The following is a 12,574-nucleotide window of genomic DNA, read 5'->3' on the forward strand; positions in this document are numbered from 1 at the left end:
TCGCCCTGCCAGCAAGGAGAACGTCCATGAACATCGTGCCCCGTCTGCGCCTGTGCGCACTTCCGTTGGCTGTTTCGCTGGCACTGGCTGCCTGTGGCGGCGCGTCGGCTCCCTCCGATGCCAAGAAGCCTTCCGAACCGCCGCCGGCGGCAATGGCGGCCGCCGCGGACACCGCGTTGCCGGCAGGCTGGAAACGCGTGGCCGGTGCCGAGATGCCGGCCGTGCATGACCAGAAGGTCGTGCTGCCGGCCAAGGTGCATTCCGATGACGGCGCCGATATCGCGGTGACCGACACCAGCCGGATCATCGCCGGTGGCGACGACGTCATCGCGGTGATCGAGGCGCTGGGGCTGGGCAAGCAGGTATTTGCCGCCCCGACCAACACCACCACCGAGGCTGGCCGGGCTGCGCCGCACCAGTTCCTGTTCAACCGCACCACGGGTGTGGAGGGTGTGCTGAGCCTGCGGGGTTCGCTGTTCCTGGGCAACAGCCTGCGCCGCCACACCGAGCTGGCGAAGAAGCTGCGCGAGGTGGGGGAGCCGGCGGTGGTCATCGACGATCTGCAGCCGGCGCCGGACAAGGTGCGCAAGGTCGCCGCCGCACTCGGGCTGGCCGAAGCAGGGCAGACGCTTGCCACGCAGGTGCAGCGTCAGCTGGATGAGGCCGCAGCGATCGGCCGGGGCCTGGGCCATGCGCCGCGTGTGATCCATGTGTCGGCCACCGGTGCCGGTGGCGCACCGACCGTTGCGGGCGCCGACAGCGCATCGGCGCAACTGATCGCGCTGGCCGGCGGCGTCAACATCGGCACCGAAGCGGGAGTGAAGAACTACTCGCAGCTGAGCAATGAGGGCGTGGTCGCCGCGGCACCGGAGGTGATTCTGGTGACCGAGCACGATCTGCAGCTGTTCGGCGGTGCCGAGGGCCTGTGGAAGTCGTACCCGACGCTGAAGCAGACACCGGCCGGGCAGGCCAACCGGGTCTGGGTGATGCCGGATGTGCAGCTCAAGTACACCAGCGTAGGTTCCGGGGCTGGCGCACTGGCGCTGGCGCGGGCGCTGGCGGCGCTGCCGAAGGCATGAGTCCGGCGGACCGGCGCCGTCGTCGCGGGCGGACGATGTTGATGGTGGCGATGCTGGCACTGCTGGCCGCCATTCTGGCCTCGTTTGCGGTCGGGCCACTGCGCTTGCCACCGCTGGAGGTGCTGCAGGCGCTGGCGGTGAAGATGGGGCTGCTCGATCCGCAGGCGGTGAGCAGCCGCGACCTGGCGGTGATCTGGCAGCTGCGCATCCCGCGCGCCCTGTTGGGCGCGGTGGTGGGGGCATCGCTGGCGATGGCCGGTGCCAGCCTGCAGGGCCTGTTCGGCAATCCGTTGGCGGACCCGGGTATTGTCGGCGTCAGCCAGGGCGCCGCGCTGGGCGCGGTCGCCGCCATCGTGCTCGGTGCTGCAGGTGCGGCCGGCTGGTTGGTGCCGGTGGCCGCGTTTGCCGGCGGTGCGCTGGCGATCGGCCTGACCTACGCCCTTGCCCGGCCGGGCAAGGGCAGTGGCAATGCCACGCTGTTGCTGGTCGGCATCGCCATGGCGGCGTTCTGCTCGGCGCTGATCGGTTTCCTGACCTACATCGCCAGCGAGAGCGAACTGCAGTCGCTGGTGTTCTGGCAGATGGGTTCGCTGGCCCGCGCCAGCTGGAGTGATGTCGCCGCCGTGGTGCCGTTGTTCGCCATCGGCGTGTTCGCGCTGCAGCGCCTGGCAACGCCACTGGACATGCTGGCGCTGGGGGAGCGCCAGGCCCAGCATCTGGGCCTGGACGTGGCACGGACCCGCCGCCGGCTGGTGGCGTTCAGTGCCCTGCTGGTGGGTGCGGCCGTCGCGTTTGCCGGTTCGATCAGCTTTGTCGGCCTGGTGGTGCCACACGTGGCGCGCATGCTGGTGGGGCCGGGGCACCGCTGGTTGCTGCCCCTTTCCGGCCTGCTGGGGGCGCTGCTGATCGTGGTGGCCGATACGGCCGCGCGCACGCTCGACCCGCCGGCGGAGATTCCACTCGGTCTGTTCTCGGCTGCACTGGGTGCACCGTTCTTCCTCTGGCTGGTGCTGCAGCAGCGCCGCAAGGCAGCCCCATGACGGCCCTGCTTCATCTGCGCGACGTCGTGGTGCGACGCGGGCAGCGCGAGATCCTGCACGGCATCAACCTGGCGTTCGAGCCGGCGACAGTCACTGCCTTGGTGGGGCCCAATGGCGCTGGCAAATCGACGCTGCTGGCAGTGGCTGCGGGCGATCTGCATGCCGATGCGGGTGAGGTGAGCCTGCTTGGCAGGCCGCTGGCCGGCTACAAGGCCGGTCCACTGGCGCGCGAGCGCGCGGTGATGCCGCAGGAGCACGGCGTGCGCTTCGCCTTCAGCGTGGAGGAGGTGGTGGCGATGGGGCGCCTGCCACACCCGCCCGATCCCGTACGCGATGGCACGCAGGTGGAGGCCGCGATCGACGCGACCGAACTGCAGGCGCTGCGCCTGCGCGAGGTGCAGCAGTTGTCCGGTGGCGAGTCGGCCCGGACCACGTTCGCGCGCGTGCTGGCGCAGGACACGCCGCTGCTGCTTCTCGACGAGCCGACCGCTGCGCTGGATCTGCGCCACCAGGAGCGTACGCTGCGCAGCGTGCGTGCCTGTGCCGAGGCCGGGGCCTGCGTGATCGTGGTGTTGCACGACCTGAATCTGGCCGCCGGCCATGCCGACCGCATCGTGCTGCTGGAACAGGGCAGGGTGGCCGCCGACGGCTCACCCGCGCAGGTGTTGACCGTGGACACGCTGCAGCGGGTCTACCAGCAGGACGTGGTCGTGCTGGAGCATCCGAAGCGGGGCGTGCCGCTGGTGGTGGTCACCTGATCCGGGCGGCGAAAGGAATCCTCATCGTTCCACTGGTGCGCGCAATCAGCACTTGCGCGCCAGATTGGCAGGTCTAGAATGCGCCCCATGAACCGGATGCCGCTCCTGAAGTTTTTCACCCTGACCCGCGCAAGCGCGGAACGGGCGTGTCTGCCTGGAGCTCGACGGGGCCGCTGAATCGGCCACCGTTGGACCATCCACAGAGCGCCCTCCGGGGCGCTCTTTTCGTTTCCGCAGTCCCTTTCATCCACCCGCTGCACCGCAAGGAGAACGTGCCATGCACCAGATCGCCGAGACCGAACGCTAGCCGCGCACCCTGTCGCCAACCGGGGTGCGCGGCCCCCGAAGTTGGCTTGCAGGAACCCATCACATGAACACCCAGATCCTTTCCCGTCGTCGCAACCTCGGCATCATTGCCCACATCGACGCCGGCAAGACCACGCTCACCGAACGACTGCTGTGGAAGAGCGGCGAGATCCACCGCGTCGGTGAGGTCCATGACGGCAACGCCACCACCGATTTCTCGGCGATCGAGCGCGAACGTGGCATCACCATCGGCGCAGCAGCCGTGCAGGCGCAGTGGGCGCCGCGCGATCTGCCGCCGCATCGGCTGACCCTGATCGACACCCCGGGCCACATCGATTTCGCCATTGAAGTCGAGCGTTCGCTGCGGGTGCTCGACGGTGCCGTCGCGGTGTTCTCTGCCGTGGATGGCGTGCAGCCGCAGTCGGAAACGGTGTGGCGCCAGGCGCGCCGGCACCGGGTGCCGTTGATCGCCTTCGTCAACAAGATGGATCGTGTCGGCGCCTCGTTCGAGCGCGTGCTGGAGCAGCTGCGGGACAAGCTGCAGGCGCGGCCGTGGGCGCTGGGTGTGCCGCTGGGCAGCGAAAGCGACTTCAGCGGCTGGGTCGATCTGGTGGATGAGCGCGTGCTGCAGTGGCGCGACGGCGGCGTGGTGACCATCACGCCGTGGGATGACGCTGCACGCAGCCAGTGGCAACCGCGGCGCGACGCGCTGGTGGAGGCCGTGGCCGACCATGACGAGGGTCTGGCCGATGCGTGGCTGGAAGGCCGGGTGATCGATGCGGAACTGCTGCGCGCGGCACTCCGGCGGGCGACGCTGGCCGGTGCGGGCGTGCCGGTGCTTGCGGGTGCGGCGTTCAAGGACAAAGGCATCGAGGCGCTGCTGGATGCGGTGGTCGATTACCTGCCTTCGCCGTTGGATCGGCCTGCCGTCACTGCCGAAGGCGAGGCCGGCGACGTGCTGCTGCCGCCGGATCCGGAGGGTCCGCTGGCGGGCCTGTTGTTCAAGATCACCCATCAGCAGCACGGTGCGCTGAGCTTCGTGAGGCTGTATTCGGGAACGCTGAAGGCAGGCGACGCTGTGGCCAGCTCGCAGCATCCGCAGGGTCGGCGCGTGAGCCGCCTGGTGCGGGTGCAGGCAGACCAGACCCATGACATCGAGCAGGCCGTGGCCGGTGACATCGTCGCGGTGCTGGGCTGGAAGGATGCAGTCAGCGGTGAAACGCTGAGCGCACGCGATCAGCCGTTGCGCCTGGAGAGCATCCAGGCACAGGCGCCGGTGCTGGCGTGGCGCCTGGAACCTGCGCGTGCAGCGGACCTGATCCGCATGGCGCAGGGGCTGGCCAGCCTCGCCCAGGAGGATCCCTCGTTCCGCGTGGAAACCGATCGTGAGAGCGGCGAAACGCTGGTATGGGGCATGGGCGAACTGCACCTGGAGGTGATGGTCGAGCGCCTGCGCAGCGAATGGAAGGTCGATGTCGGCATCGGTTCGCCGCGCGTTGCCTACCAGGAAATGCCGTTGCGTGCGGTCTCCGGCGTGGTCGGCAGGGTCGTCAAGCAGAGCGGTGGCCAGGGCCAGTTCGCCCATGTGGTGCTGGACGTGGCGCCGCGCGAGGACGACCAGGTGGTGTTCAACGACCGCATTGCGGGAGGCGTGATCCCCCGTGGTTTCATCGCAGCGGTGGAGAAGGGTGTGCGTGCGGCGCTGTCGGAGGGACCGCAGGGGCATCCGGTCGTGGGCATCGAAGTGACCCTGGTGGACGGCCAGACCCATGCCAAGGATTCCTCGGACATGGCGTTCCACCGGGCCGGCAGTGAGGCCGTCAGGGCCGCGCTGGCCAGTGCCGGCACGCAGGTGCTGGAGCCGGTGATGGCGGTAACGGTGCATTCGCCCTCGGCGTCGGTAGGCGACGTGGTCGGCGACCTCAACCGTCGCCACGGTCGCGTCGCGCGCATCGAGGACCAGGAGGGCCGTGCCGAAGTGAGCGGCTTTGCACCGCTGGCGCAACTGGTGGGCTACACCACTGCGTTGCGCTCGCTCAGCCAGGGGCGCGCCAGCAGTGAAGCGCACCTGCACGGTTACGAGCCGGTACGCGCTGCCTGAAGTGTGCAAGGGGCCCGTTCGCGGGCCCCTCTTGCTGCCGGCGAGCGGCGGCAGGGCGCATTGCAGTGCAACAAAAGTGTAGAAAAAGCTGGATTAAAGTGATGCCTCACGATAAATTGCGCACCCGTCGTTGCTTGCCGCTGTCTGCCCCCACTCATGCGTGATGACAAAGACCCCGGAACCCTGGAGCTGACCCTGCCGCGCAAGCGCGGTCGTCCGCCCAAATTCGGGTACGCGATGAGCGATGCGCAGCGCGCCGCGCGTTACCGCGCACGCAGGTCGGGCCAGGCCAACCACGCCGATGTGCGCTCCTGCAGTGACATGGTCCTGCTGGACAAGATCCGCGCCGCGGTCAGTGCGCGCGACACCGAACTGGCGGGCTTCCTTGTCCACGTCCTGTGGCAGCGCTATCCGCTGCAGCTGAAATAAGTCAGTGCCGGGGTGGTGGTCGTCACCCGGCTTGTTGATAATGCGGGATTCAGGTTGTTCCCGCTGGCGCGCCCGGGATGGCAGGCGCGCATGATGAAACGGTTCCTACGATGACCACCAGCGACACCACCACCGAAGCGGCGCAGGCCGGCACCCCCCTGTTCTACACCCGTCCGGTGCCGCTGCAGGCTGATGTGCACGCCGACCTGCGCATCCTGCCGGGCAAGCTTGATTTCGCCGCCGGCAACAACGCCATTCCGCTGGTGCTCGGCGAGTTCTCGCTGGCACTGCACCATTTCCCGATCCTGTTCGCCGGCCCCGGCGCCGTTCCGATGGCTGCCGTCGGCGTGACCAACGAGAACCTGTTCATCAAGGACGGGCTGTGGGAAGACGAGGCCTACGTTCCGGCCTATCTGCGTCGCCACCCCTTCATCTTCATCGACACCGGCGCGGACAATGATTTCCTGCTCGGCATCGATGAAGCGAGCCCGCGCGTGGTCAAGGGAGGCGAGGAAGGCCAGGCGCTGTTCGCCGACGGCAAGGCTACCGACATGGTGCAGCAGGCGCTGGAGTTCTGCGGCCAGTACACCCGCGAGCACGAACAGACCCAGGCCTTCTCCAAGGCGCTCATCGAGAAGGGACTGCTGGTCGAGCGCAACGCGACCGTACGCGCTCCGAACGGCCAGGAGTTCAACCTCAACGGCTTCCAGGTGGTCGACGTCGAGAAGTTCGTCGCGCTGCCCGAGGAAACCGTGATCGAATGGCACCGCAGCGGCTGGCTGGCCCTGATCCACCAGCACCTGATGTCGCTGGGCCGCTTCAACGACCTGACCCGTCGCCAGGTGGCACGCCTGGCAGCCTGAGCGGGCTGAAGGGCCGGGCTCCCGCGCAGCGGGGCCCGGTCCGTGCGGGTTGTGTGGCACCTGGCGCGAGCAACGTCGGGCGCTTGGGGTGCTGGTTGCTGGAGTGCTAGGCTGGGAAGGAGGGGCAGTCTCCCCAGGGGTGAAGGGGGGGGCTAAGCGGCTGTCGGCAGGTCCGGAGATGACGTGCATGGGGATGAACAAGGCAATGGTCATCATCGCCGTATCCCGCTACATGGGGGCGTACGGCGACCTGCCGGGGACGGTGAATTCAGCCCGCCGCCTGCAGGAATGGGCGTTGCAGGAGAGCTACACCGTTCTCTATCTGGGGGACGATGACGAGACCCCGGAGATCGCGCAGGATGGCATCACCGTGGACCTGTTGCGGCGCCGGATCGAGCAGTTTCTTGCCACGAATTTCATCGACCGCTTGGTGGTGTACTTCGCCGGACACGGCGCGATTGCTTCGGATGTCAACGAGTTCTGGCTGCTGACCAATGCTGGCACCGACCGGCGGGAAGCGATCGACGTGGAAGCGCTGCGCCGCAGCCTGGTGGAGTACAACATCGGCGGCAGCAACCAGCAGGCGCGCGCGGGTCAGTTGTGCCTGGTCGGTGACGCCTGCCGCGTGGTCGATAGTGACTCATTGAGGCTGACCGGCGACTCGATCGTGAGCAAGAAGGGGATTGCACGCCCGCTGCAGGTGGACCGTTTCCTGTCCTGCCAACAGGGCCAGGCGGCTTTCCACATCGATGCTACCGGTGAAGCGCCTGCCTATTGTCTTTTCTCAGACGTGCTGATCGATGCGTTGTCCGGCAATGTCGCCGAAGCCGTTGAGCACGACAACCACGAGTTCAGGCCGGTCGTGACCAACCATCGGCTTGCAGACTATCTGGAGTTCGAAGTACCTCGCCGGGCCGAGCTGCTCGGCGAGGCATGTTGCCCGACAATCGACACGCAGATCCGGCCGCCTCACAATGACTACAAGCGGCTGCAGGGTCTCGCGCCAGTGTCAGCTCTCCCCGTTGCGGCAGGTCGCTACGGGCCTCCAGCGGACAATCGCCCGGGAGCGGAGCCTCCATCAAGGAATGCCCTCGAGCTCGCGGCGCGACGTTCGCAGATGAGGGTCGCGCACATGCAGTTTTCGTTGCAGATGCCCCTTGCATCTCGTAGTGGGTTGGAGCGGAGCGTGAGGCCGTCCTGGCAGCGCGATGGCTTCGTGGATCGATCACGGGATGATGAAGCTTTGGCTGTTTTCTGCGATCACCTGCCGGCGGCCGTGGCCGTGGGGGCGAGCAGTCGCGTGGATACCCTGAGCGTCGCCGGTATGCGCGCGATCCGTACCTCGCAGTTTGACGGTATGCCGATGCTTATGCCTGCAGGTGGCGACTTCCTGCTGCTGTCCAGCTACCCGGGCGTGGCTACGGCAGTCCTGGGAGAGAAGCCGAAGCAGGCCGTTTTCTACCGGCCCGACACCAACGAATGGCAGCCCGGCCTGAACGAGTCGGGCCAGGGCGAGAGGCGTGCGCGCCGTCCCCTGGCGCGCGCCGATGCATTGGCAACGGCCTTTGCCAGGGATGAAGAGGCATTCCCGCACCTGGCGGTGCTGGCAGGCTACCTCTACGAGTATTCGGGTCGGCGCGATCGGGTCATCCAGCTGGCGCAACGTCTGGCACGACGGGGACTGGACGCGGGAGCAGGGCAGCCCGTTCTTCCATTCGACCTGGCCCTGCTGTGTGCCGACAACATCGAATGGGTGCAGGAGGGTTCACGAAAAGTCGCGTTTGCGGCTCTGCCTGCGGTGGAGGGAGAGCGCGATGGCGGCGGATTCAAAGCTGTTTCGCCGCACATAGGCTGGCCCGGCTACAGCGGCTTGAGAGGGGTGCCCCTTTGGGGGACGCTGCCTGCCCATGGCTCGGGCTGGAGCCTGCTGCGCTCAGCGGATTTCTACGTGCCACGCGATATCCGGGTCATCGCCGAACACATCCATGGCGGCGCTACGCCCCGCCTTTTCGGCAAGGGTGTGCCCGTCTTCCTCAAGGCCTTCAACTATCGCTTTGTCGAGCTGGGGCAGGGTGGCGGTGATGACGTGCTGATTGATGTCCCAACGGAGGTTCTGCTGTGACCAAGATTCTGCTGATCCATGGAATCAACAACCAGGGAAAGTCCGAGGAGATCATCCGCAGCAGCTGGGGCGATGCCTTGCGCAAGGGGGCGGTGGCGGCGGGCATGAGCATTCCTGACGACGTGACCTTCCACGCGGCCTTCTACGGCGATCTGCTGCATGAGGAGACCGAGTCGTGGGGCAAGAGTGGGCCGGCAGTCACGCCGATGGGGCCGGATGCACTGGACTCGGACTATGTGGATGATCGGATCGCCGAACTCTATATTGAGTATCAGCGGGGCAATGGCATCTCCGATGCGCAGGTTGCGCTGGCCCTTGATCCCGGCGATGAACCTTTGTCCGCAAAGCGCATGGCAAAAGGAGTCCACAAAAAGTGGCTGAAAGCGATCGCACGCGCTTTGGAGAGCATCCTGCCGGATCGAGGAAAGGCGGTTGCGCGTCAATTCCTGCGGCAGGCGTCGGCGTACCTGCAGAAGCCCGGATTGAAGGCGCGCATCGACGCAAAGGTCCGTGAACAGTTGTTCGATTCACTCCGGACAGATGAAGAGGTGGTGGTGATCGGGCATTCGCTCGGATCGGTCATCGCCTATGACCTTCTGCGTCGCTTGCATTCCGTGGTCGGCTGCCGGCTCCTGCTGACCTGCGGTTCGCCGCTTGGGGTGAATGTGGTCAAGGTCGGAATTGGCCCGCCGCTTCGATGCCTTCCGAATGTGAAGCATTGGTTGAACGTTTCCGATGAGGAGGACTTCGTCGCCCTGCACCCGGAATTGACCGTCAAGAGCTTTGGCTGCGACCAAGTGCACAACATGGCGGACGTCGACAACGGTGTTGAGGATGCACACGACGTGCTTCGATACCTGGCACATCCAGCTGTGTTCCGGGAGCTGCGGAAGGCTCTCTAGCAGGTGATGGAGCCTCCGCTGAGTCGTTGGACTAACGCAGTGACTGCGGCACGCGCCGCAGCTCGCGGGTGTCATATCCCATCGCGGCGATGCGTTTCACCGCCTGCGCATAGTCCTCCGCAGAGACCTGCGGGGTGCGCGCCATGTACCACACGTAGTCGCGCTTGCTACGCGCCACGATGGTCTGCTGGTAGTCGCTATCGATCCAGGCAATGACGTACTCGGCCTGAATGGGCCATACGAACTGCATGCCCCAGATGGCGCCGTTGCCTTCCTTCTCGACCCTGCCGATCGGGTGCATCGATCGCTGTGGTGCGTCGAAACTGCCCTTGCGATAGGTGAAGGTGGTCTGGATGCGGCCGTCCGGCCGCGGCGCGTAGCTTTCAATGGCGTCAAACGCTTCGCGTTCTGGCCAGGAAGGGATATGGGCGATGACGTACCAGTCGCCCATGAAGCGGGGAACGTCGACCGCCTGCGGTCGCGGCAGAGGGCGCAGGTCACTTGAACTGCAGCCGGTGCCGAACAGGGCGATCGCCAGGAACGAGAGCAGCGGAAGGGGGCGCATGGTGACCTCAACGTGGCCGGAACAGGTAATGGGCAACCAGCCACTGCTGGCCGTTGTCGTAGCCGAACAACTCGGCGCAGGCCATCCAGAACATGCGCCAGCGGTTCCACCATTGCCTTGCCGCCGGCCTGCCATAGGTTGCCTCCAGGATCGGCATGATGCGTTCACGCGCGGCATCCTGGTTCGCCAGCCAGTGGTCAGCCGTACGCTGGTAATGCGTGCCATCCAGCAGCCAGCGCCGCTGCAGGCGCAGGTCCTGCTGGAAGTGCAGCAGAGTGTCGGCAGCGGGCATCAGCCCGCCCGTGAAGAAGTGCCGCCCCATCCAGTTGTCGCCGCCTTCGGTTTCAAAGGGGTACATCAGGGTGCGGTGGGCGAAGATGTGCACGAACAGCGCGCCGTCGGGCTTCAGCCACTGCGCGATGCGTGACATCAGCTGCGCATGGTTGCGGACGTGCTCGAACATCTCCACCGAAACGCAGCGGTCGAAACGGCCGGCGGGCAGCTCCAGCCGGTTCACATCGCAGGTGATCACCTCGACATTGCCCAGCCCGCGCAGCCTGCACTGTTCAAGGATGTGCTGGCGCTGGCTGTGCGAATTGGACACCGCCGTGATGCGCGCGCCCGGGAAGCGCTCGGCCATCCACAGGGTCAGCGAGCCCCAGCCACACCCCAGTTCAAGGATGTGCTGCCCGTCAGCCAGGCTGGCACGCTCGCCGTAGAGCTCGAGCATGGCGACTTCGGCTTCGTCCAGGGTCTCGCGACCGCTCGGGTAGTAGCAGCTGCTGTATTTCAGGCGCTTGCCCAGGCAGGCCTGGAAGAATGCGGCGGGGACTTCATAGTGTTGCCGGTTGGCGGCATCGACATGAAGCGCGACCGGGCTGCCGGCCAACTGCTCAAGGCACTGGTTGAAGCGCGCGGACTGCGCCTCGATGCCCCCGGCACTCTCTTCCTGGAGGCGTTGGGCGCACAGCCGGCGGATACCGGAGCGCAGGGCCACATCCGGAATGAGGCCGCGCTCGGCCCAGGCGATCAGCCCGGTTTCCGGATCGGCAGGCGTTGCGAGCGATGTGGCGACAGTCATGGCAGGTGCTCCTTGGACGAACGCGGGAACCACGGGAAGAACATCGGCGTGCTGCGCTGGTAGTCGCGGTAGTCCTCACCACGGCTGCGCAACGCCTGCTTTTCGGTGAAGGGAATGCCGCTGAGATAGCGCAGGAACAGGTACATCAGCACCGGTCCTGTCCACGCAAGCCAGCCCAATGGCGAGCCGACCGCGAGCAGGACGTAGGTGAACCAGTGCAGCCATTCGAAGAAGTAGTTGGGGTGCCGCGAGTACCGCCAGAGGCCGGTGCGGCAGGTGCGCCCCTTGTTGGCCGGGTCGGCGCGGAACCGTGCGAGCTGATGGTCGGCCAGCGCCTCGCCGCCGACGCTCAACAGCCAGACTGCGGCAGCGGCGGCAACCCAGCCCGCCGCGGCGGGCGAGTCGTTGCTGGCGACGGCCACGAATGGCAGGGAGAACAGCACGATCAGCAGCGCCTGGGCGATGAAGAAGCCGAAGATCTTGCCCTGGTGGCTCTGCCAGTGATCTCGCAGGTATCGGTAACGCCCGTCCTCGGCCTCGCGCCGCACGCGGCTCCACAGGTGCAGCGCGAGTCGGCCGCCCCACAGGCCGCCCAGCACCGCAAGGGCCACACGCGGCAGCGCGGCGCCGTCACCGAGCAGGGCCAGTATCAGCGCTGACGCAGCGACGCCCTTCGCCCACAGCACATCGACGATGCCGATGTTGCGGTGGCGGCGTTGCCATGCCCATCCCCAGGCCATGATGAGCAGGGCATACAGGGCAACCCAGGGCAGGGCGTTCATGGTCGGGCTCCGGCAAACGGTGGGCGGATGGCCAGCCTCGACCAGCGACGCGCAGCGATACACAGCAGCGGCAGGGCGATGCTCCAGCCGATACCCAGCGTCAGCAGGCCTTTCCAGGCCGGGGGCGAAAGCTGCACGGCGTCGAAGCCGCGGCTGGCGGACAGGTACGCCAGCGGGGCAAGCAGCAGGCCAAAGCACACGGGGAGCGCCGTGTTCCGCTGCAGGAAGGCCATCGATGCATTGATCGTCATCGCGAAGGACGCCCAGAGTGCGAGGATCCAGGGCGGTGGCATCCAGCCCAGGGGCGCAGCGGCATAACGCACCACGCCCGCGGCGGCAGCGGCGCCATCGACCAGCCACGCACAGGCCAGGGCCAGGACCAGCAGGCGGAGCTCGACCCGGGGCAGGGGACTGGTGCTGAGCTGGCTGGCCACGAACAGTGTGGCGGCCAGCAGTGCTGGCCATTGCAGCCCGCGCCCGGCGCCAGCGACCGCGCACAGCCAGACCGCCTGGTTGCCGAGCAGATTGAGCCAGGTGCGGCGCATG

Annotated in this window: 12 protein-coding genes; 8 read left to right on the forward strand and 4 right to left on the reverse strand. The window is 66.9% G+C overall.

Features of this window, described 5'->3' with window-relative positions; translation table 11 throughout:
* The first annotated feature begins 26 nt into the window (after positions 1 to 26).
* The 8 genes from ACZK08_RS09505 to ACZK08_RS09540 all read left to right on the forward strand — a co-directional run bounded on the left by ACZK08_RS09505 (position 27) and on the right by ACZK08_RS09540 (position 9,600).
* The gene (locus ACZK08_RS09505; protein WP_065182203.1) at positions 27 to 1,079 is read left to right on the forward strand and encodes a heme/hemin ABC transporter substrate-binding protein; all 1,053 of its coding nucleotides are present in this window, start codon (positions 27 to 29) and stop codon (positions 1,077 to 1,079) included.
* Positions 1,076 to 2,119 (forward strand): FecCD family ABC transporter permease, encoded by a 1,044-nt coding sequence (locus ACZK08_RS09510; RefSeq protein ID WP_065182204.1) that lies wholly within the window; start codon positions 1,076 to 1,078, stop codon positions 2,117 to 2,119. Before ACZK08_RS09505 ends, ACZK08_RS09510 begins: the two co-directional genes overlap by 4 nt.
* Positions 2,116 to 2,877, forward strand: coding sequence for a heme ABC transporter ATP-binding protein (locus ACZK08_RS09515; protein ID WP_065182205.1), 762 nt, complete (start codon positions 2,116 to 2,118; stop codon positions 2,875 to 2,877). The genes ACZK08_RS09510 and ACZK08_RS09515 overlap by 4 nt, the downstream gene beginning before the upstream one ends.
* Before the next feature lie 370 nt (positions 2,878 to 3,247).
* A complete protein-coding gene (gene fusA / locus ACZK08_RS09520) occupies positions 3,248 to 5,284 on the forward strand; it encodes an elongation factor G (protein ID WP_065182206.1) in 2,037 nt (678 codons plus the stop codon).
* Positions 5,285 to 5,440: 156 nt separating this feature from the next.
* Complete coding sequence (locus ACZK08_RS09525) at positions 5,441 to 5,713, forward strand: hypothetical protein (RefSeq protein ID WP_019659661.1); 273 nt, start codon at positions 5,441 to 5,443, stop codon at positions 5,711 to 5,713.
* 110 nt (positions 5,714 to 5,823) lie between these two features.
* Complete coding sequence (locus ACZK08_RS09530) at positions 5,824 to 6,576, forward strand: SapC family protein (protein ID WP_065182207.1); 753 nt, start codon at positions 5,824 to 5,826, stop codon at positions 6,574 to 6,576.
* 187 nt (positions 6,577 to 6,763) lie between these two features.
* Positions 6,764 to 8,698: a caspase family protein gene (locus ACZK08_RS09535; RefSeq protein WP_196768751.1), complete on the forward strand. Its 1,935-nt coding sequence runs from the start codon at positions 6,764 to 6,766 to the stop codon at positions 8,696 to 8,698.
* Complete coding sequence (locus ACZK08_RS09540; RefSeq protein WP_065182209.1) at positions 8,695 to 9,600, forward strand: hypothetical protein; 906 nt, start codon at positions 8,695 to 8,697, stop codon at positions 9,598 to 9,600. Before ACZK08_RS09535 ends, ACZK08_RS09540 begins: the two co-directional genes overlap by 4 nt.
* Before the next feature lie 31 nt (positions 9,601 to 9,631).
* On the opposite strand, the gene ACZK08_RS09545 is transcribed toward ACZK08_RS09540, so the two are convergent.
* From ACZK08_RS09545 to ACZK08_RS09560, 4 genes are read right to left on the reverse strand one after another with little or no spacing between them, the layout of a single operon-like run.
* Positions 9,632 to 10,165 (reverse strand): lipocalin family protein, encoded by a 534-nt coding sequence (locus ACZK08_RS09545; RefSeq protein ID WP_065175694.1) that lies wholly within the window; start codon positions 10,163 to 10,165, stop codon positions 9,632 to 9,634.
* 7 nt (positions 10,166 to 10,172) lie between these two features.
* Positions 10,173 to 11,246: an SAM-dependent methyltransferase gene (locus ACZK08_RS09550; RefSeq protein WP_065175693.1), complete on the reverse strand. Its 1,074-nt coding sequence runs from the start codon at positions 11,244 to 11,246 to the stop codon at positions 10,173 to 10,175.
* Positions 11,243 to 12,028 carry a DUF1295 domain-containing protein gene (locus ACZK08_RS09555; protein WP_065182210.1) on the reverse strand — a complete coding sequence of 262 codons (786 nt, stop codon included), beginning with the start codon at positions 12,026 to 12,028 and terminating at the stop codon, positions 11,243 to 11,245. Before ACZK08_RS09555 ends, ACZK08_RS09550 begins: the two co-directional genes overlap by 4 nt.
* Entirely contained in the window at positions 12,025 to 12,573 is a 549-nt protein-coding gene (locus ACZK08_RS09560) for a DUF2878 domain-containing protein (protein WP_053518549.1), read from the reverse strand. Before ACZK08_RS09560 ends, ACZK08_RS09555 begins: the two co-directional genes overlap by 4 nt.
* Between the last annotated feature and the right edge of the window lies 1 nt (position 12,574).

This window comes from Stenotrophomonas sp. 112478_Sma (assembly GCF_056479905.1).